The organism is Pseudomonas lutea, from assembly GCF_000759445.1.
Classification (GTDB): Bacteria; Pseudomonadota; Gammaproteobacteria; order Pseudomonadales; family Pseudomonadaceae; genus Aquipseudomonas; species Aquipseudomonas lutea.
Window position 1 is genome coordinate 997,909 of the sequence record NZ_JRMB01000001.1, and the last position, 20,241, is coordinate 1,018,149.

At 60.9% G+C, this 20,241-nt stretch carries 19 protein-coding genes; 5 read left to right on the forward strand and 14 right to left on the reverse strand.

Features of this window, described 5'->3' with window-relative positions:
• Positions 1–2: 2 nt before the first annotated feature.
• From LT42_RS04160 to gspE, 4 genes are read right to left on the reverse strand one after another with little or no spacing between them, the layout of a single operon-like run.
• Positions 3–440 (reverse strand): prepilin-type N-terminal cleavage/methylation domain-containing protein, encoded by a 438-nt coding sequence (locus LT42_RS04160; protein ID WP_037010181.1) that lies wholly within the window; start codon positions 438–440, stop codon positions 3–5.
• A 9-nt stretch (positions 441–449) separates the two neighbouring features.
• Complete coding sequence (gene gspG / locus LT42_RS04165) at positions 450–878, reverse strand: type II secretion system major pseudopilin GspG (RefSeq protein WP_037010184.1); 429 nt, start codon at positions 876–878, stop codon at positions 450–452.
• A gap of 18 nt (positions 879–896) precedes the next feature.
• Positions 897–2,111, reverse strand: a complete 1,215-nt coding sequence (gspF, locus tag LT42_RS04170) for a type II secretion system inner membrane protein GspF (RefSeq protein ID WP_037010186.1) — start codon at positions 2,109–2,111, stop codon at positions 897–899.
• A 1-nt stretch (position 2,112) separates the two neighbouring features.
• Entirely contained in the window at positions 2,113–3,831 is a 1,719-nt protein-coding gene (gene gspE / locus LT42_RS04175) for a type II secretion system ATPase GspE (RefSeq protein WP_037010187.1), read from the reverse strand.
• A 601-nt stretch (positions 3,832–4,432) separates the two neighbouring features.
• Between gspE and LT42_RS04180 the strand changes: the two genes are divergently transcribed.
• Both LT42_RS04180 and LT42_RS04185 read left to right on the forward strand, forming a co-directional pair.
• A complete protein-coding gene (locus LT42_RS04180; RefSeq protein WP_420806876.1) occupies positions 4,433–4,684 on the forward strand; it encodes a hypothetical protein in 252 nt (83 codons plus the stop codon).
• Between the two features lie 14 nt (positions 4,685–4,698).
• Positions 4,699–7,428: a beta-glucosidase gene (locus LT42_RS04185; protein ID WP_052075249.1), complete on the forward strand. Its 2,730-nt coding sequence runs from the start codon at positions 4,699–4,701 to the stop codon at positions 7,426–7,428.
• A 15-nt stretch (positions 7,429–7,443) separates the two neighbouring features.
• Here LT42_RS04185 and LT42_RS04190 read toward each other — a convergent pair whose 3' ends face one another.
• The 4 genes from LT42_RS04190 to LT42_RS04205 form a co-directional block, all read right to left on the reverse strand.
• The gene (locus tag LT42_RS04190) at positions 7,444–8,091 is read right to left on the reverse strand and encodes a TetR/AcrR family transcriptional regulator (RefSeq protein WP_037010190.1); all 648 of its coding nucleotides are present in this window, start codon (positions 8,089–8,091) and stop codon (positions 7,444–7,446) included.
• Between the two features lie 39 nt (positions 8,092–8,130).
• On the reverse strand, positions 8,131–9,486 hold the full coding sequence (locus LT42_RS04195) for an MATE family efflux transporter (protein WP_037010191.1): 1,356 nt from the start codon (positions 9,484–9,486) through the stop codon (positions 8,131–8,133).
• Positions 9,487–9,568: 82 nt separating this feature from the next.
• The gene (locus tag LT42_RS04200) at positions 9,569–12,154 is read right to left on the reverse strand and encodes a bifunctional diguanylate cyclase/phosphodiesterase (RefSeq protein WP_037010193.1); all 2,586 of its coding nucleotides are present in this window, start codon (positions 12,152–12,154) and stop codon (positions 9,569–9,571) included.
• A gap of 131 nt (positions 12,155–12,285) precedes the next feature.
• On the reverse strand, positions 12,286–13,317 hold the full coding sequence (locus LT42_RS04205) for a DNA-binding protein (protein WP_037010195.1): 1,032 nt from the start codon (positions 13,315–13,317) through the stop codon (positions 12,286–12,288).
• 178 nt (positions 13,318–13,495) lie between these two features.
• On the opposite strand from LT42_RS04205, the gene LT42_RS04210 reads away from it, so the two are divergent.
• The 3 genes from LT42_RS04210 to LT42_RS04220 all read left to right on the forward strand — a co-directional run bounded on the left by LT42_RS04210 (position 13,496) and on the right by LT42_RS04220 (position 16,132).
• Complete coding sequence (locus LT42_RS04210) at positions 13,496–14,461, forward strand: tyrosine-type recombinase/integrase (RefSeq protein ID WP_037010197.1); 966 nt, start codon at positions 13,496–13,498, stop codon at positions 14,459–14,461.
• Positions 14,462–14,660: 199 nt separating this feature from the next.
• The gene (locus LT42_RS04215) at positions 14,661–15,029 is read left to right on the forward strand and encodes a histone-like nucleoid-structuring protein, MvaT/MvaU family (protein ID WP_037010199.1); all 369 of its coding nucleotides are present in this window, start codon (positions 14,661–14,663) and stop codon (positions 15,027–15,029) included.
• A gap of 212 nt (positions 15,030–15,241) precedes the next feature.
• Positions 15,242–16,132 (forward strand): alpha/beta fold hydrolase, encoded by an 891-nt coding sequence (locus LT42_RS04220; RefSeq protein WP_037010200.1) that lies wholly within the window; start codon positions 15,242–15,244, stop codon positions 16,130–16,132.
• Between the two features lie 92 nt (positions 16,133–16,224).
• On the opposite strand, the gene LT42_RS25905 is transcribed toward LT42_RS04220, so the two are convergent.
• From LT42_RS25905 to LT42_RS04245, 6 genes are all read right to left on the reverse strand, one after another.
• On the reverse strand, positions 16,225–16,401 hold the full coding sequence (locus tag LT42_RS25905) for a hypothetical protein (RefSeq protein ID WP_160176711.1): 177 nt from the start codon (positions 16,399–16,401) through the stop codon (positions 16,225–16,227).
• A 77-nt stretch (positions 16,402–16,478) separates the two neighbouring features.
• Complete coding sequence (locus tag LT42_RS04225; RefSeq protein ID WP_037010202.1) at positions 16,479–16,835, reverse strand: hypothetical protein; 357 nt, start codon at positions 16,833–16,835, stop codon at positions 16,479–16,481.
• Between the two features lie 99 nt (positions 16,836–16,934).
• Complete coding sequence (locus LT42_RS04230; protein WP_037012935.1) at positions 16,935–17,300, reverse strand: response regulator; 366 nt, start codon at positions 17,298–17,300, stop codon at positions 16,935–16,937.
• An 80-nt stretch (positions 17,301–17,380) separates the two neighbouring features.
• Positions 17,381–18,769 (reverse strand): ATPase domain-containing protein, encoded by a 1,389-nt coding sequence (locus LT42_RS04235; RefSeq protein ID WP_052075062.1) that lies wholly within the window; start codon positions 18,767–18,769, stop codon positions 17,381–17,383.
• Between the two features lie 208 nt (positions 18,770–18,977).
• Positions 18,978–19,187 carry a hypothetical protein gene (locus tag LT42_RS04240; RefSeq protein ID WP_037010204.1) on the reverse strand — a complete coding sequence of 70 codons (210 nt, stop codon included), beginning with the start codon at positions 19,185–19,187 and terminating at the stop codon, positions 18,978–18,980.
• Positions 19,188–19,342: 155 nt separating this feature from the next.
• Positions 19,343–20,227 (reverse strand): manganese catalase family protein, encoded by an 885-nt coding sequence (locus tag LT42_RS04245; RefSeq protein WP_037010206.1) that lies wholly within the window; start codon positions 20,225–20,227, stop codon positions 19,343–19,345.
• Between the last annotated feature and the right edge of the window lie 14 nt (positions 20,228–20,241).

The following is a 20,241-nucleotide window of genomic DNA, read 5'->3' on the forward strand; positions in this document are numbered from 1 at the left end:
GGTCATGGCAGCGATCGGCTCTTGACGCTACCGGTGAGCCAGCCAATGTCGATGCGCGAACGCCGCTCACCCTGAAAAACCACCAGGTTGCCGCCGCTTGAACTGCCGTCCGGGTAGAAGGCGAACGCTGCGTCCAGATCCGCTGCGGTGTTCAGCTGCACGCCCATGTTCGCCGGCCACTGCCGGGGCGGTTGGCCTGGCGCCTGGAAGGTGCGGCGGTCCAGGTCGAAACGGGTTTCGCGAGGCTGCCCGCTGATGATCGCTGCACTGCGCGTCGCCCGCAGGGCCTGGACCATCTGCCCGAGCAACTGACGTTCGGCGGCCTGCTGCAAACCTTTGTTCAAGCCGAACCCGACCACGGTGATGCCGATGCTCATCAGCACGATGACCACCAGCATCTCCAGCAGGGTAAAACCACGGCTTGCTCCGGGCGCGTTCATGCTCGCCGGTTACTCCCAGTTGCCGAGGTCAGCGTTGTAGCCGTCGCCGCCGGGCTGGCCATCCTGACCGAAGAAGATCAGATCGAACGCACCATGCTGACCTGGAAAGCGGTAGCCGAAGGCATGACCAAACGGGTCTTTCAGATCCGACGGCTTGGCGTAAGGCCCGGCCCAGCCCGAGGCGTTGGCGGGCCTGGCGAGCATCTGCTGCAGGTCTTTTGGCGGCGAGCCCACGTCCAGCCCGTAGCTTTCGATCTTCATGCTCAGGCTCGCCAGCTGAGCTTTGCCGGCGCCGTATTTGCCTTTGTCGACGTTACCGCCGACCTGGCGCACGACGATGGTCGCGACGATCCCCAGCAGCACGATCACGGCGAGCATTTCCAACAGCGTGAAGCCGCGCTGGCGGCGATTTGCAACGGTAAACGGCAGACGGCGCATCGGTTCAATCCTCAGGGTTCAAATGTTGCTGGTCAGGCTCATCAGCGGCAGCATGATGGCCAGCATGATCACTGCCACTAGCGCCGCCATGACCACGGTCAGGGTCGGCACCAGCGCGGCAAGCATGCGGTCGATGCCACGTTTGGCCTCAATGTCGAACACGTCCGCGACCTTGAGCAGCATGGTGTCGAGTTCGCCGGCCTGTTCGCCGACTTCGATCATTTGCAAGGCCAGGTCCGGCAACAGCGGCTGCTCGCCAAAAGCGCTGGCCAGGGTGCCGCCGCCCTTGACTGACTCACTGGCCTGCTCGACCTGTTGTTGCAAGGCGCGGTTGCTGCAAACCTGGCGAGCGATGACCAGCGCCTGCAACAACGCCACGCCGTTGCTCAGCAACGTGCCCAGCGTGCGCGCCAGCCGCGCGGCTTCGATGCGTTGCAGCAATGGCCCGATCACGCGCAGGCGCAACAAGCGCCGGTCACGTCTCAGGCGACGCAGCGGATCGCGCGAACGCAGCACAACCGTCCAGATCAAAGCAACAACGCCGCCGAGCAGCATCAGCCCGTCATCGGCGAGGAACTGTCCCAGCCAGAGAATGGCTTGGGTGATGAAGGGAATCGGCACGCCCAGGTCGCGGAAGATCGGCACGAATTGCGGCACCACGTACGCCAGCAACAGCGCCAGCGAGCCGAGCACGCCGACCACCAGAAACGCCGGGTAGATCAGCGCATTGATCACTTCGCCGCGCAGCATCTGGCTGCGTTCCAGGTATTCGCTGAGCTGACGCAAGGTGTTTTCCAGCGCCCCGCCCGCCTCGCCCGCGCGAACCATGCTGATGTACAGCGGCGAGAACTGTCGGCCCTCTTCTTCCAGAGCAACGGACAACGGCTTGCCGGCCTTGACCTGCTCGCGAATGCGCTCGATCAGCGCGCGGGTCTGAACCTGCTTTCGGGACTGGCCCGGTTGGCGCAGCAAAATGGTCAGCGACCGTTCGAGGGGTTGGCCGGCGCCCAGCAGCGTTGCCAGTTGCTGGGTAAAGCTCATCAGCGCCGCGCCGCTCAGTGCGCCTCGGCCGAGTGCCTGGTGCAGGCCGCCCAAGCTCGATGCGTCGATCTGCAGCACCATCCAGCCGCGCGTGTGCAACAGCGCCACGGCCTGATCACGGTCGGGCGCGTCCAGCAAGCCCTGTTGTTCAGCGCCCTGGCCATCCAGCGCGCGGTATTTGAACGCACTCATGTCATTCGCCTCGGGTCACGCGCAGCACTTCTTCCAGGGAGGTGATCCCGGCCACGGCCTGACGCAGCCCCTCTTCGTGCAGCGTGCGCAACCCGGCGCGGCGGGCCGCTTGTTCGAGCGTCGAGGCGTCGGCGCGGCTCATCAGCAAGCTGCGCAGCTCTTCGTTCATCACCAGCAGTTCGGTGATGGCGCTGCGGCCTCGATACCCGCCGCCGGGGGCGTCGCTGCGCGGGCGATACAACAGGATCGGGCGTTGATCGGTGAAGCGCTCCAGTTCGTGTTCGTCGATCAGCGCCTGTGGGGCTTCGAAGGCTTCGCGGGTGAGCGGGTCAAGCCGGCGCACCAGGCGCTGGGCGAGGATACCGTTGACGGTGGAAGCAATCAGGTAGCTTTCGACGCCCATGTCCAGCAGCCGCGTGATGCTGGCGGCTGCGCTGTTGGTGTGCAGGGTCGAGAGCACCAGGTGTCCGGTCAGCGAGGATTGAATGGCGATGCGGCAGGTTTCCAGGTCGCGCATTTCGCCGATCATGATCACGTCCGGGTCCTGACGCACGATGGAGCGCAGCGCACCCGCGAAATCGAGGCCGATGGCCGGCTTGACCTGAATCTGGTTGATGCCTTCGAGCTGGTACTCCACGGGATCTTCGACCGTGATGATCTTGCGCTCGGCGGTGTTGAGGCGTGACAGCGCGGTGTACAGGGTGGTGGTTTTGCCCGAGCCTGTCGGGCCGGTGACCAGCAGAATGCCGTGGGGTCTTTCCAGCACGGCGAGGAAGGCATCAAGGCGCTCGCCGTCAAAACCCAGGCTGGGGAAATCAAAATGGATGGTTTGTCGGTCCAGCAAACGCATCACCACCGATTCACCGAAGCTGGTGGGCACGGTGCTGACCCGCAGGTCGAGCTCCTTGCCCTGAATGCGCAGCATGATGCGGCCGTCCTGGGGCAAACGCCGTTCGGCGATGTCCAGACGCGCCATGATTTTGAGCCGGGAAATAACTGCGGCTGAAGAGCTGGAAGGCGGCGCCTCGGCTTCGTGCAACACGCCATCGATGCGATAGCGCACCTTGAGCTGGCTCTCGAATGGCTCGATGTGAATGTCCGATGCACGCTGCTCGACGGCGCGTTGCAGGATCAGATTCACCAGCCGGATGACCGGAGCTTCGGAGGCCAGGTCCTTGAGGTGTTCAATGTCTTCGGGCGAGCCGTTGTGGTCGTCCAGCGACTCGATCAGCGTGCCGATGGCGCTGCGGCCCTGCCCGTAATAGCGCTCGATGAGGGCATCCACGTCGTTGCGCGTGCCGATCGACAACCACACCGGCACCTGGCAGCAGTAAGCGATGGCTTCGAAGGCGTAGGCGTCGCCCGGGTTGGCGGAGGCCACGTGCAGACCGTCTTCACGCCATGCCAGCGGTACCACTTGGAAATGCCGCAGGAAGCGCTCGGTCAAGGCCGGTAACGGGTCAATCAGGTCGGCAGCCGTGTCCAGCGCCAGCAGCGGGACGTCAAGCAGCGCCGCCCAGGCCCGGGCCATTTCCGTCTCCGACACCAGGCCCAGCCGGGTCAGCAACGTCAGCAGCCCGGCGCCCTCGGAATCGGCCATCAAACGGCGTGCCCGCTCCAGATCGGACGCTTTGAGCCCGGCGTGCGCCGACAGCCAGGCGCAGACCTGTTCGGCATCCGGGATCTGCAGCTGTCTGGCATCGAGGGGGCTTGGCGGCATGGGGTTTAAACGTCTGGGTGAATAACTGCATTGGGAGGGCCGGCGAATAACAGGACAGCCCTTACTTAAAGCGCCGCCCACCCGTTATATGCCCAGGCCTGTTTGACCAACGGCTTTGTATTGTAAAAGTTAAGTTGATGGTGCTTAACGCAAGATATAAATAAACGCGCGAGCGCTATAAACCACCGAAGTCACACGATGAACTTCGGCAACTAAGGCAGTTATGCGGTCGTCTGATTTTCCATGGGTTATTCAGCGCCGAGAGAGATTACCAGCAAGCTAAACCTAATAGCAATTAGGTTTTCCAGTTCGCTAGGATTGACCGCTAGAACGTCGTTTATCGGCGTTTTGTGCCGTTTAATAGCTGTTATATAGCTATTTATTGCGAGATAAGGGCTTTTCTTGTGAATGCCGTGGCCAGTGCGCGTGCTGTTAGCGGTTTGACTCAGCGCTTTTTCGATCACCGGTCGGGCGCAAAAAAATAATCTTGCAAACTCTGAACTTAATAGTAGATTCCCCAGACTTAACGAGCGCCTCGAACTCATCGAGCCCGGTTTGCGCGCTGTACTTATTTCCACCCCCCTCAATCGAGAAACAATCGATGAATAGAACCCTGCTGTCTGTTTGCAGCGTCGTGCTGTTTGGCGCCTGCAGTTTTGCGGCCGTTGCTGCGGACTCAACCCATCAACAAACTTCAAACTCGACGGAAACACTTCGCGTCCAGGTTGAAAAGCAACGCGAGCAGATTTCCGGCGTCGACCAGGTGGCCGTGCCGGCTGCCCGGACCTCTTCAACCGTGCTCGATGCCCCGGTTGATACCGGTGACGCGCCTGCCCTGGTGCAGAAGCCATGAATGACCGCCTTCACATGACGACAGACCATCACCTTCCCGCGAGGACGTTCCCCTTGTCAGCCTTCAAACACACCATGGCGCTGAGCCTGCTGGCGATCAGCATCGCTCAGGCATCGCTCGTTCAAGCGGCAACGCCCATGACCGGCAACGATGTCGAAGCGCGCGTCGGCGCCGTGCTGGACAACATGAACATCTCGGAGAAGATCAACTTCACCCGCGTTGACGACGGCCACATGATCCCTCGCCTGCCGAAATGGGGCATGGAGGGCACGATTGCCTACGACTCATCCATGGGCGTACACGTCAACAACGCAACCTTCGGCGCGCAGTACCCGGCGCAGTCCGCACTTGCCGCGACCTGGAGCATTAATCGCGCCAAGGAGTTCGGCCTGGCCATCGGCTACGAGACGCGCATTTCCGGCGGCCAACAAATGCTCTCGCCTGGCGTCAACCTCTACCGCACCCCGTTTGGCGGGCGTTCGGCCGAGTACGTGAGCGGCGAAGACCCGTTCCTTGGTGCCGTCATGGGCCCGGCTATCGCCAACGGCATTCAGGCGCAGGGCATCCAGGCGGCGGGTAAGCATTTCCTGGCCAACGAGCAGGAAGCCAACCGTCACTACGTGAACATCAAGGCCGATGAGCGCACCTTGCGTGAGCTGTACCTGCCGGGGTTCGAATCGCTGGTGAAGAACGCCAACGTCGCGTCGATCATGTGCGGTTACAACAAGATCAACGGCGACTACGCCTGCGAGAACCATCACTTCCTGACCGAGGTCCTGAAAGGCGAATGGGGCTATCAGGGCAACGTGATGAGTGACTTCAACTCGGTCCAGGATGCGTTCAAAGGCGCGTGGGCCGGGACCGACATCGACATGCCGTCAGGCCTGCAATTCACCGAAGCCAAGCTGCTGCCCTACCTGTGGAGCGGCCAGCTGACCCAGAACGTCATCGACGACAAGGTCAAGCGCAACCTGCGTGCCCTGGTGAGCTACGGCTTCGACAAGCAACTGAACAAGGCTCAGCCCCTTGAGCACCCGGAATATGGTCAGCGCGCGTCGCTGAACATGGCCCGTGAATCGATCGTGCTGCTGCGCAACGAGAAGACCTCGGCCGGCAAGCCGTTGCTGCCGCTGGCCCGCGACGCGAAAATTGCCGTGATCGGCGATCTGGCGCTGCAACCGCCGACCTCGCCGTTCGGCACGCCCAACTCGCCGCCCAATACCTACGTCACCGAACTCAGCGGCTTGCAGCAGTTGGCCTCAGAAGGCGCCAACGTCGAATACCTGCGTGAGATGAGCCTGAACCCCAAGGCTTCGGTCTGGTATCAGCCGGCCACAGGCCAGAACGGGATCAGCAACACCGGTGTGAAGGCCGAGTACTTCTCCAATACCCAGCTGTCGGGTTCTCCGGCGCTGACTCGCGTCGAGCCTGGCGTCAACCTCGACTGGATCGCCAACAGCAACACCACCGACAACGGCGTCACCGCAGTGTCGGGCTTCAACACCACACCGGGCGCGTTTTCCGCACGCTTCACCGCGAAGATCAAGCCGACCATCTCTGGCGAGCAGGTCTTCAAGGTGCGTGCCGACGGCGCGTTCAAAGTGTGGGTCAATGATGAGTTGGTCCTCGAGAACGACGGCACCCAGAAGTCTTTCGACCTGATCAACGCACTGGTCACTTCCGGCAAAACCGCACGGCTGCAAGCGGGCAAGGAATACACCGTCAAGCTCGAGTACCGTCGCCTGCAGGGCAATTTCACGCCGGTACTGGGTGGCCTGGCCGGGGTTCAGATGAGCTGGGCCTCGCTGCGTCCACCGAAGGATCTCTCGAAGTACGACGCCGTGGTCATTGCCGCGGGTACCAACTACGAGTACGAAGGCGAGTCCAATGACCACGACTACGCGCTGCCTGAATATCAGTCTGACCTGATCACCTACGCCACCAAAGCCAACCCCAACACCGTGGTGGTTTTGCACAGTGGCGGCGCGCTGGACATGCAGCCGTGGGCGAACAAAGTGGGCGCCAGCCTGCACGCCTGGTTCCCTGGTCAACAAGGCGGTCAGGCCCTGGCCGAGATCCTCTATGGCAAGGTCAATCCATCGGGCAAATTGCCGATCACCATCGACAAGAAGATCGAAGACAACCCGAGCTACCCGTCGTATTCCGATCCCAAGCAGTACCTGGGTGACAATGCGCTGACCGAAATGAACTACAGCGAAGGCATCTACCTGGGCTATCGCGGTTATGACAAGAAGCACGCCAAGCCGCTGTATCCGTTTGGCTACGGTCTGTCCTACACCACGTTCGATTACAGCGACCTGAAGCTGTCGACCAACGTGATGGCGCCGGGCAGCACGGTTGATGTGAAATTCACCGTGACCAACACCGGCTCCCAGGCAGGTTTTGAAGTTGCGCAGTTGTATGTTCACCCTGCCAACCCGGCAGTCGACCGTCCGGAAAAAGAGCTGAAGGGCTTCACCAAGGTGTATCTGCAGCCGGGCGAGAGCAAGACTGTGAGCATCCCGATCGACTCACGCTCGCTTGCGTACTACGTTGAGAAGACCGACAGCTGGGATGTGGACGCCGGCAAGTTCAAGATCCTCGTAGGCCCGGATTCCGAGGACCTGCCGCTGGATCGCACCTTGATCACCCTGTTCCCGGAACACCTGACCACCCGCGACAGCAATCCGCTGCCGTCACCGCTGCGCAAGGCAGTCCAGGTCAGCGCTGCACAGACCTACTAAGCCCCTCTTTCAAGCTCAGGGACGAGCTTGAATGTCTGCTTTCAACCGCTGCAGGTAGATATCGAAGACGGCCATCACGTCCACCTCTTCGGGTGCCCTCAGCCACTGAATCTGCAAGCCATCCATCACTGAAAAAATCTCCTGGGCCAGGGCTTTCGCCTGGATGTCGGCGCGAATCTCGTTCGCCTGGATCAAGGCCTGGAGGTGTCCCTGCGCGTGATGGTGGGTGATGTGGAAGCGTTCTTTGTACCAAGCGTACGCCGGGTGCAGCCTGGACAGGCTCTCCGTGTTCAGCACCATGGCAGCCTGGCACTCTGCGGCACTCTCCACGCTGAAGCTCATGCTCTGCCGCAAAAAGCGGACAAACCCCTCCAGCGTCATCTCCATGGTCAGCTCACTGAACCGCGACACTACGCGCTCATCCCGCCGCTCCAGCAGTGCGTTGAGCAGCGCTTCCTTGTTCGGAAAGTGATGCAGCAGGCCCACGGTGGTTATGCCGGCAAGCTGGGCGACGTCTTTCATCGATGCACCCGAATAGCCGTCCCGAGCGAAGATCGCGGTCGCCGCATCGAGCAACGCGGCCCGGCGCATTTCGCCCTTCGGCGCGCGGCGGCGCTTGGGCAAAGCCACCTCGGGCGAGTCGTTCCCTGATTCGTCTGTCATAAACCCTTGTCTCGATGATTCGAAAAAAGCCTGAGCACGTTAAACCTGCGCCTGCGCTTCGACACGCCGGCGCAGAAACCGCCTGGCCGTGACGGACGCGATTGTAATCGAAGTCAGGGCAATCAACGCGTTGCCGGTGAGCATGGCCGGAAAGGCGCCGGCTGCGCCGAACAGGTGAATTCCGCCAATGATGAACGGCACCGTGCCCAGGCTGGCACGCAGCCAGGCGAACATCGCCACCAGCCACGGCCGTCCCATGGTGACGAACATGGCGATGGCGACGAAATCCAGCCCCATGACGGCCCAAAGGCCGCCGCCGACGTGGCAGAAGGCTAGAAAGATTGCTCGCCCCGCGCCCTCCAGTTCATAGGCATCGGCCAGCGGATTAGCTACCAGCAGCAACACGCCCCAGACCATCAGCCCGTACACAATGACCAGCTTGCGGCTGAAACCAATGGCCGAGGCGACCCGCTGTTGTCGATGGGCACCGATGTTCTGCCCGAGCACAGGCGCGAGTGCGGCGGGCAACGAGAAAAAAACGCAGTAGGCAAACTGCATGATGCGGTCCATCACCGACATCGCCGCCAGGGCCGAGGTGCCGTAGGCGCCAATCGAAGACACCAGATAGGTCAGGCCAACAGGCGTCGCCAGATTGGCGACCATCGCCGGCAGGCCGACCTGCATGACCTTGCCGGTGTGCAGGCGCAACAGCCTCGCGCGCAGGGTAAACGGCATTGCCAGGCGGGCCCGCAGCCAGTAAAGGCCCAGGCCGAGGGAAACCAGCGCGGACAATGCATAGGAGATCCCCGCGCCTTCAAGGCCCAGGCCCAAACCGAAAATGAACAGCGGGTCGGCCACCGCCAGCACGGCGGCGCCGGACAACACGACGCACAATGCGCGGCGACTGTCGCCCGCGGTTCGCAGGATTTGCGCAGCCATTTGCATGGCCGATTGCAACACGCTGAACGGCAGGGTCAGCCAGATGAACACGCGCGCGGCTTCGTAGGTGTTGCCATCCGCGCCCATCCAATGGGTCAGCGGTTCCAGCAAGGCCAGTTGCAACGCGGCCGTCGCCCCCGACGCGATGACCACCATTAGCATCAAGTGCGTGACCAGTCGCGATGACGCCTTGGACGCACGATGGCCAATGCGCTCGGAGAGCACCGTCGCCGCAGCGATGATCAGACCGCTGGACACCGCGCTGTTGAGGAAGATCAGCACCTTGGCCACACCGGTCGCGGCCAGCAGCAGCGGGTCGTGCAGCATTGAGACGTAAAGCAGCGTGAAGATGTCCACCAGAAACACCGCCAGCAGGCTCAAGGCGCTGGTGCTCGACATCACCATCACGTGCCGGGCCACCGAGCCTTCGGTGAAAACAGCGCGCGGGTGGGTCATGGGAGCTCCAGAAAGAAACGGCGGCAAGGCGCAGGGGGTTGAACGCGTGCGCCGTCCTGACCGGGCGCCGCCGGGGCGCACTTTAAACGTTTGTATCGACCTCTGCCGTCATTCTCGTGGCCAGCAGCGCGTGAAAGTCAGTGGTGGTCAGCGGACGACTCAGGAAATACCCTTGCCCCTCTTCACACTCCACCGCCTTGAGCAGCTGCAAATGCTCGGCGGTCTCGATGCCCTCGGCCGTTACGGTCAGCGAGAGCGCCTGACCGAGCCCGATAATGGCTTGCACGATTGAGCGGTCGCTCTCGTTTTCGCTGAGCCGGGTCAGGAAGCTGCGGTCTATCTTCAAGCCGTCGAACGGGAACGTGCGCAGGTAACTCAACGACGAGTACCCGGTGCCGAAGTCATCCATGGCGATGCGCACGCCCAGTTGCTTGAGGGTGAGCATGACCTCCAGCGCGCCAACGGCGTCTTCGATCATCACCCCTTCGGTGATCTCGAATTCGACCCGCGAAGGCGCGATGCCAGTGGCTTTGAGGGCGAACTGAATCCGCGCCGGCAGGTTGCCGCGCTTGAACTCGGCAGGCGAGAGGTTGATGGAGATGAAAAGGTGCTCGGGCCAGCGCGCGGCCTCGCTGCACGCCTGGGTCATGACCCAGTCGCTCAGGGGAATGATCAGGCCGGTTTCCTCGGCAATCGGGATAAACGTGTCGGGCGCAATCAGGCCGCGTTGCGGATGCTGCCAGCGCACCAGCGCTTCGGCACCGACCATCTCGCCGTCGGAGATGCGAAAGCGCGGCTGGAAGTGCAGGCGCAGCTCGTTGTGTTTGATCGCATAACGCAGGTCGCTTTCCAGTCGTCGCCGTTCGATGATCCTGGCGTTCATGTCCCCGGCATAAAACCGCCAAGTGCCGCGACCGCTGGCTTTGGCTTCATACAGTGCGATGTCGGCATAGCGCAACAACTCGGCGGCTTCGCGGGCATCGGTGGGCGCCATGGCGATGCCGATACTGGCGCTGACGAAGATTTCCTGATCGTCGAGCAGTACGGGTCGCTCAATAGACTCGATCAAGCGCCGGCACAGCGACTCGACTTCATCTTGAGTGCGGGTGTCACTGAGGATGAGCACAAATTCGTCACCGCCGACCCGCGCCACCAAGTCACCGTGGCGCACGCAGTCCGACAGCCGAGCCGACACGTCGTTGAGCACGCGATCTCCGGCCGCATGGCCGAGCAGGTCATTGACCGGTTTGAAGCGATCCAGGTCAAGGCTGAGCATGACCAGCGGCTGGTCGAGGGTTGGCAATGCCTTGAGCTTGCCGTCCAGAAACTCCTGCAGCCGTACCCGGTTGGGCAAACCGGTCAGGGCGTCGTGCTGAGACAGGAATTCGATACGCCGGCGGGCTTCGACTTCTTCCGTCACGTCCGTCGCGGTGCCGCGAAAGCCGCCAGCGCTCATAGCGCGCGCGGAGAGACGACTGACCCGTTCGCGGCCGCAGGTTTCCAGGTAGCGGCACTGGATGGTGATGTCAGGGCGGCGGTTGGGAATCGCCAGCCATTGCGACACCTTGCCCAGCTCGGTCTGCAACAGGTCATCCATCAAGGCGCCGATCCATTGCGACCGGTTCAGGCCGGTCACGCTTTCAAAGCGGTCGGACAGATAGGTGAATCGTCCCTCGCTGTCGATCTCCCAGACCCAGTCCGAGCTGGCCTCCACCACATCGCGAAAACGCGCTTCGCTGGTGGCCAGCGCGCTCTCGCTCTTTTGCAACGAAGCATAACTGTCATCAAGAAACCGCGCGGCGGCGGTGGTGCGACGCAGAATGGCCCACGTCATCAGGCACACCAGAACGGCAGCCAGGCCAATCAGCGGCAAACCCATGGCCATCAAGCGCTCACCCGGCTTGGGCGGCGTCCAGTGCAGCGCACCGGCGTGGCCGCCCTCGCCCAGCGGGAAAATGGACACCTGTGGGCGTTCATCCGGCGTGGCGACGTGCAGGCCATCGACGCCGTATTCCTTGCCCAGCGCCGCCAGCTTGGTGTCATCCAGCACGTCAACGAAGATCAGCACCGAAGGCGCGCGGCCGTCGAGCTCCACGGTGGGATCAGTGCCGGGGGTAATCGCCGCAGCGGCCACCACCGCAGGGGTCCCGTTCAGGTCGATGAACATCGTTACCGGCGTTTCGGTTTCCGCGCCCTCCCGCGCCTTGGCCAGGATCTGCGCCTTGGCCTGCCCCAGCCACGTGTCGGCACTCACTTTCTCCAGCTCGCCTTCCACCACCGCATACACCGTCTGCCCGGCCTCATCGACGACAAACAAGCCCTGAAAGCCGAAATCGCTGTACAGCGTGGGCCCGACATTCTGGCGCACGAACGCCCAGTCCGGATCGACCCTGAGGTGCAGGTAGCGGTAAGCATCGCCCCAGAATGCGTAGTCCTTGACCGTGACAGTCAGGGACTTTTCCAGCGAGCGCACGGCCTTTTCGGTGTAGAACGCGCTTTCGACCTCTTCTGTGTGGTCCAGATCATTGGCGAGAAACACCAACAAGTAAGCCGCCAGCAAAAAGACCCCCGCCAGCAGAAAAACGAATTTGAACAGCGAGCCTCGGGCAAGCGCCACGGTCGATGGGCTGTTGGTTGAGGCGTTGTGTGTGGAGGGTTGAATTGACATGGTATTCCGCAGAATTCAAGACGCGTCGGTCGCTAACGTCTATATCGGCGGAGGGCTGGCAATGATGAGCGACGCGGCACCACATCCGTTTGACCGGATCGCAGGCGCGGCGCCCTGGCCACTGGCATTGCTTACGCGCTGTCCGGCGGCGCTGCTGCAGTGGCTTCTTGAGTGGCTTGCGACTTGGCGCGAAGGGTCTCGTCGCGAAGTGCTTTTAGCTCGTCGCTCAGCGCAGCAGCGTGCTGATGGGCCTGCGAAAGTTGCTCCCGTGCCGCGGATACGGCTTGCTGCAGAGACAGGTTGTCGGCTTTTGCGGCAGTGACTTGCTCAAGCAGCTGTTCGCGAACGCCATCCGCCTTCGCGCTGGACATCTGCGCAGCGCGAAGCTCGGTGGCGAGCCGTTGCGCCTGCTCTTGTTGATCGGTCAGCGCGCGCGCCTGCTGGCGCAACTCGCCCAGCAAGCGCTCGTTGTCGCGGTTCAGGCGCGTGGATTCATCCTGTTTGATAACCAGCGTCTCCTGCAGTTTGCGTTGCTCGAGCTGAATCTGCTGAAGCTGAGCCTCATGCCGGCGCTGATCCTGTTCGCGCTGGGTTTTCATTGCCTCGCGGTAGTGCTCCAGCGCTGCGCGGGCGTGGACATGCTTCTCCTCCAGTGACTGGATCTGCCGCTCCTTGTCCTCAACCCGCCTCTCGAGGTCCTGACATTGCTGGCTCAGCTTGGCGTTACGGGTCAGCTCCGTCTGCCAGGACGAGTGCGTCGTTTGCAACACACCGCTTTGCTCGGCAAGCGCCGCCTGTTGTGAGTCGCACTGGAGACGAGCCGACTTGAGGTCTGCCTCTGCGCCTTCCAGTCGCGCCTCCCACTCGGCCCGCTGACGATCGAATTCTGTCTGTGCCTGAGCAACCACTTCGGCACTCTCCTCCGCGAGCCGATCCAGCAGGCCCTCGACCAAGGCTTTGAGCTCTCCACTCATGCGCTCCCGGGACGTCGCCTCCCTCGGTGTTTGCGTATCCAGCTCCTTGAGACAGCGAGCAATGGTGGTTTTAGAGCCGGTGTTACCGAGCTCGACGCGCACGGCGTCGATGCTGGGGTACACGCCTCTACCGAGCAACGCCTGCCGAGCTTGCTCGACAACTGCCTTGTTGATTCCACCGCGCGCCATGTCATCTCCTACAATTTCGTACCGTGTTACGTAACACGTTATTACAGGCTACGTTAACAGTAAAAATATCATATGGAAATGTTTCAACTGACCGCCGATAATAGTGCTTTATCGCATCCCAGCCTTCCCAATGCGCATTTCGAGGCTGGCAGAATCGTGTCGCCGTCATGAGGTGCTTGTGGAAAAAGCCGATCGCTACCTGTCAGCCGGCACGCGCGCCAACACGCGGCGCAGCTATCGCGCTGCGATTGAGCATTTCGAAGTGGTATGGGGCGGGTACTTGCCCACGACCGGCGACGGCATCGTCCGCTACCTCGCCGAGTACGCAGACCAGCACGCCATCAGCACACTCAAGCAACGCCTGGCCGCGCTCGCCCAGTGGCATGTCACACAGGGCTTCCCCGACCCCACCAAAACGCCGACCGTGCGCCAGCTGCTCAAGGGCATCCGCGTGGTGCACCCTGCCCGTGCCCGGCAGGCCGCGCCGCTGCTGCTGCGCCATTTGCAGCAGGCGGTCGAGTGGCTTGAACATGAAGCGGACGCCGCCTGGCAGCGGGGGGATCACAGCACACTGATGCGCCACCGTCGCTCCATCGCCCTGGTGCTGATTGGATTCTGGCGCGGCTTTCGCGGGGATGAACTGGCAAGGCTTGAGGTGGGCAACACAGAAGCGCAGGCCGGCGAAGGCATCACCTTCTATCTGCCGTACACCAAGGGCGACCGCCAGCACGAAGGCACTACCTTCCGCACCCCGGCCCTTAAAGCACTGTGTCCGGTGAATGCCTATATAAACTGGATCACCGTGGCGGGCCTGACACAGGGCCCGGTGTTCCGTCGCATCGACCGCTGGGGCAATCTGTCGGACGAGGCGATCAACTCACATAGCCTGGTGCCAATGCTGCGACGCATTTTCAAGGATGCCGGCTTGCCCGAGGATCTCTACAGCAGCCACTCAATGCGCAGGGGATTTGCAACTTGGGCATCAGCCAATGGCTGGGATATTAAAAGCCTGATGAATTATGTTGGATGGAAGGACATTAAATCTGCACTGCGGTATGTAGACCCCACGAGTTCTTTTGGCGGGCTGGCGTTGAATGCGACGTCGATAGCACCTCTGCAACAGCTTGCGCTGCCTGAACGCTGAACGAGCTGCATTCCAATGACGCCGGTTTCAAGGCGCGCCAACGCTAAATTAAATAGTGAAAGTTACTCGTCAGGACTGGCATCCATGCAGTCACACGCACTACAGTGTCGACGGTTACATCAGTAGCCACCGTGCGCTCCAATGTTCGCCAGTGCTAACGCCGCACGTCAGTATCAACAAACCGAAACATGGAGTTCCAATGTCTAAACTTGCTGAATACCGCCAACTCGAACGTCACCTCGCCGACCAACTGGCTGCCCTGGAAGCCATGAAAGGCGATAAAGGCCTTGAGCAGGAAATCGAATTCGAAGGCAAATTGCGTACGCTGCTGGGTGAATACAACAAAAGCCTGAAAGACATCATTTCGATCATGGACCACTCCACCGGGTCCAAACAGGGCAAGAACAACAGCGCCCCCGAGAAAACCACTCGCAAAGCCCGGGCTGTCAAAGTCTACAAAAACCCGCACACCGGTGAAGTGGTAGAGACCAAAGGTGGCAACCACAAAACCTTGAAAGAATGGAAAGCCGAGCACGGTTCCGACACCGTGGAATCCTGGGTTTCCTGATCTGGCCGCCGGTTGAACGGCGCCATGGACTGGCCCTGTTCGATCAGTCGACCATCGGCCGATGCACGCGCCCAGTGCGCTGCATCGGTGATTACGCGCTTATCAAGCTGACTTCCTTTTAATTGATGTTCACGCTCAGTCATTAATCCGATCACCATTGCCGGGCCAGACCTCGTCGAGGCTCGCAGCCAAAACTCTGCCGGAGCCAATGCGTGAAGAATATCGTCGCGGGTGTGCTGGATATCGCTTACCTGGACCAGGGACCGGTTGATGGCCCTGTGGTCGTGCTGCTGCATGGCTTCCCCTACGACATCCGGGCATATGACGATGTCGTGGCGCGCCTCTCACATGCCGGTTACCGCTGCATCGTGCCGTATCTCAGAGGTTATGGCCCAACCCGCTTCATCGACGCCGCGACGCCTCGCTCTGGCGAACAGGCTGCGCTCGGTGCTGACCTGCTGGCGTTGCTGGACGCTCTCGGCATTGGCAAGGCAATCCTTGCCGGGTACGACTGGGGTGGGCGCGCCGCCTGTGTGGTAGCTGCGCTGTGGCCGGAACGGGTAACGGGGCTTGTCAGCTGCGACCCGGGTTACAACATCCAGGACATCGCCAAGGCCAATACCCCCGCCTCGCCGGACGCCGAACGCCGGCTCTGGTATCAGTATTACCTGCATGGAGAACGCGGGCGCGCTGGCCTTGCCGCCAACCGAGGCGATTTCTGCCACCTGCTGTGGTCGCTCTGGTCCCCGACGTGGGCATTCACCGAAGCCACGTTCGCCAACACCTGCTCATCGTTTGACAATCCGGACTTCGTTGAGGTGGTGGTGCACTCCTATCGCCACCGCTACGGGCTGGTGGCAGGCGATCCGGCATATGCGCAGATCGAGCAGGCGCTGGCATCCAGGCCCGCAATCGTGGTGCCGACGATCATTTTGTCGGGCGCCGATGACGGTGTGTCGTCGCCGCGTGATGACAGGTCTGCGGTGCGGGGCTTCAGCGGACAGGTGACCAGGAGGGTGATTGAAGGCGTAGGGCACAATGTGCCACAGGAGGCGCCGGACACTTTGGTCGATGCAGTGATCAACCTGTCCGGGAATGTTTGAACAGCACATAAATCCAGCAGCTCTCTGAACCCCCACCTCTTCAAAAAAGATCAGGAAGAACCACGGTTAAAACGAGAAATTAATACTCGCGGTCAGGAAGACTGCTCGGCATTACTTAACTCAACGGCAGACTTGGCCGCCTCCACCTCGTCATCGAAATAACCGACGTCACCCTCATCATTCTTGACGCGGAATACAGCGGTGACCCCGGGCTGCCTGTGTTCCAGCGGAATATCGTCACCTTCAAGTCGGACCACTGCCACTGCCATGCTGTTCTCCCTTTAGCGATTAGACCTGAACTTCCCTCGGCGCCCATGACCGATCTAGTGAGTGGCGCCGCAGTTTATTAGTGAGCCGCCGCTAAACCGGGCCGCTCTGCAAATACGCCGGGTTGCGCACGGGTTGGCGAAGTGCTGAATACCTGGGCACTTTGAAGTGTCACGGGCAGAGGGCGGTATTCAAGATCAATCATGCGCACGCCGTTGATCTGCGGTTGCGCACAGGGCAACGCACCAAACGCGGTGGCGAGAACTATCTGATCCGGATGAAACAGCACGATGGTCTCCGCGCTGACGGCGTCCATGTACAGCGAATAGGGAGACGCGGCGTCAGGGCACACTTGATGGCGAAGTTCGTTCAGTGCGCGAAGGCGACGGTAGACAACAGTGCCCTCGCCTAATGATTTGCTGTACCAGGTATTCATTGCCACTGCTCGTCTCGTAAGCGTTATCAGTATCGACCCTGCACTGAAACGATTCGTTCAACCCTGAAGGCCGATACAGGACCCATTTATGCAATGGGCTTACGTACGGTCATCAAACAACGCCTGAATTTTCCCGATGACATGATCGATATCGAACGGCTTCTCAATGATCTCGGCAAACAGATCCGGCCGCTCCGCACCCAGATAGGCCTGGGCCCCGCTCATCAGGATGATTGGCGTCCGTGCGTAGAGCTCGCGGGCCTTGATTGTCTCGGCCAGTTCGAGCCCCGTCATACCCGGCATCATGAAGTCGGTAATGATCAGGTCGGGCCGTTCACGGTCGAGGACCTCAAGTGCCTTGTTGCCACTGCCAGCGACGACGGTCATGAAACCCTCGTCTTCCAGCGCAAAGCTTAGAATATCGGCAATCAGGTATTCGTCGTCGACGATCAGAATGGTCACCATCAGAGGAATGCTTCCCATGATGCCGCGACCGTCAGGCGACGCTTCACGCTTTGCCACCTCCCCGTTGCGAATCGCATATCTCAGACCTTCTTCATGGTGATTCCAGCACGGCTCATCACGACTTCAAGTGGCGAGGGATCGTAAGCGTTGTCTCTGATCTTCAGAATGGAAACCTGGCGTTGAAGTTCAGTCCGGTGCTGCACGAACTGGACGAGCAGCAGGTTATCGACCACTCCCGAAATGTCTGGCATCAGAACACCCGCACGATTGTCGATCAAACGGTGCGCCTCCCAGGCTGCCATCACCGTGACGCCGCGCGCACGAAGCTCCCCGAGTAATGTTTCGAGCACATCCAGCACCCTGCTCGGATCTGCCGCCGTACGGCTCAAGGCGTTGATGCTGTCGATGAAGACGCGCTTGACCTGTTGCCGCTCGACGCGCTCGAGCAGTTCGTAACACAGCCGATCGATCAGCCCTGCCGATGCCGGGTTCCAATCGATATGCACCGCGCCTGCCGCCTCCAGCGAAGCGAAATCGCGACCCAGTGAGCGCGCCTTGGCCTTGGCCCGTTGCGGGGATTCATGGAATCCGAAATACAACCCGGGCTCTTCAGCGGAACAGCGGCCCAGGAACTGAAGGCCCAGCGAAGTTTTGCCTGCACCGGAAGGGCCCATGATCAACGTCACGGAAGTCCTCACCAGACCACCGCCGATGTGCGCGTCGAGCGCATCGATGCCGCTGCTGACCAGGATATGAGGGGCGTCCAGCGGCAGATCGGCGCGGATCAGCATGCTTTCCAGGCGCGGGTAGATCGAGATGCCCTGATCGTTGATCTCGAATTCGTGCGCTCCGGGAATCGCTCCGCTGCCCCGGGTCTTGCGCATTTTGATACGGCGTACCGTCCGCGAGCCGACGATTTCCTCGCCCATCTCGATCACGCCATCAACCATGGTGTGCTCAGGGCTGCCATCGTCGAGCTGCGAGCTGGTGAGAAACATCACGGTGCAGCCGGCAAATGCAGCATGTCCCTGCAGCTCGGAAATGAACTGCTTGGTGTCCAGCGGCGTTTCAGCCCTGGAGCGTGCGTTGAGCAGGCCGTCGAGTATCAGCAGACTTGTTTGCTGGCGAGTGATCTCCCTGCGCAGCAGCTTGACCACTTCGTCCAGGCCGTCGTTCTCGAGGGTGTCGAACGCACTGACGAACTGAATGCTTTGGCCGACCGCGCTGCGGTCGAAGAAACTTAACGTCGACAGAAAATGGAACAGTCGGTCGTGGGGCTCGGCAAGCAGCGTGGCAAACAGCACGCGGCCATTGTGCCGAACATGATTGAAACCCAGTTGATTGGCCAGGATGGTTTTCCCGGAGCCTGGCTTGCCTTGAACGATATAGGACGCGCCTGCGACAAGACCGCCCTTGAGCAAAGCGTCAAAGCCTCTGATTCCGCTTTCAAGGCGTTTTAGCTGATTCAAATCTGCTCCCTCTCCTGATGCCCCTCAGGCCCTTGGATGCGCATTGCTGCCGCGTAAAGGGCGATACAGTGGCGGGTTATCGCGGATCAGTCCAGCCCAACAAAAAAAGCCCGCTGTTCGCGGGCAAAAGCTATGAAATCAAACCGGTAGACAAGCCAGAGCGGTCGCTACCTGCGCGGCTTTCACACAGGCATGCGTATTTCACCATTCATTGCTGAAGTCGCCGGCCTTCCCGCTCAGGCTTGAGCAAGAGCCCGGCCTTGAACTGCTGTACAAACAAAGCCGTTTTAAAGCCGCGCTCCAGCGTTGTCGCTTCGGCCTCAAACCGGTCAAGGCAGGATGCGTAACCCGACTGAAAGACGCGATCGATCCCGTCAGTGGGCTCTACGGCAGTGAAGTCTTCGAGGACTGTGTTCATCAGCAATGCTCCCTGTTTGAGGCATGAGTGAAATCGGCGTGCATCGGCGAAACCTGCCCCTGGACAACCTGGGCCGGTATCGGGCCAGCGGTATTATTCGAACCACCGCCGACCCTCGCTGGATCGCTTGATCAATATCGCTTACTCGGTAGCGCTTACTCGTCCTTACCCTGCGCCAGGCCTGAACCCAGGTCGGCACCGGTCATCGGGTCAGCGGTCAAGTCAGACTTCAAGCGTTCTTTCATCATGGTCAGCGTGACTGAATCATCTTCGCTCAGCGTCACCGTAGCAGTCCCGTCGCCGCCATCCACTGCCGGCTGTGGATTTTCGACGTACTCGAAGTCCGCATCGCTGTTCCATGGGCCACGCACGTTGGGTTCGCCGTTGGACATGCTGAAATACGTCCGTGTGAACTCTGGCATGCCCGGCAGTTTGCCCTGCGGGAAGTTCGGCTGCATCGAGTGCAGCGCTTTCTCGAAAGACATCTGGTGCGCGATTTCTCGCGTCATCAGGAAGCCCAACGCGTCCTTGATGCCTGGATCGGTGGTGACGTTGATCAGCCGCTCGTAAACGATCTTCGCCCGCGCCTCGGCAGCGATGTTGGAACGGAAGTCGGCCGTTGGCTCGGTGATGCTGTCGATATACGCAGCGGTCCATGGCACGCCTGCCGAGTTCACCAGCGGCGCACCGCCGCCGTAGAGAATCTGGGTGATGTGCGAATCGTTGCCGGCGCCGTTGATGTCACGGTACAGCTCACCCTCCGCCTGGACGCCCTCGGCCAGCTTGCCTTTGCCGCCCTTGTTGAGCATGACGATGATCGAGCCGATGATTTCGAGGTGGCTCAGCTCCTCGGTGGCGATGTCCATCAGCAGGTCTTTACGACCTGGATCTTCTTCAGCCAGTGCCTGGGTGAAGTAGCGAGTGGCCGCAGCCAGTTCGCCTTGGGCGCCGCCGAACTGCTCAAGCAGCAAGTTGGCCAGCCCCGGATTGGGTTCGGCAACGCGAACAGTGTATTGGAGACGCTTATTGTGCAGGAACATAGTGTTACTCCCTT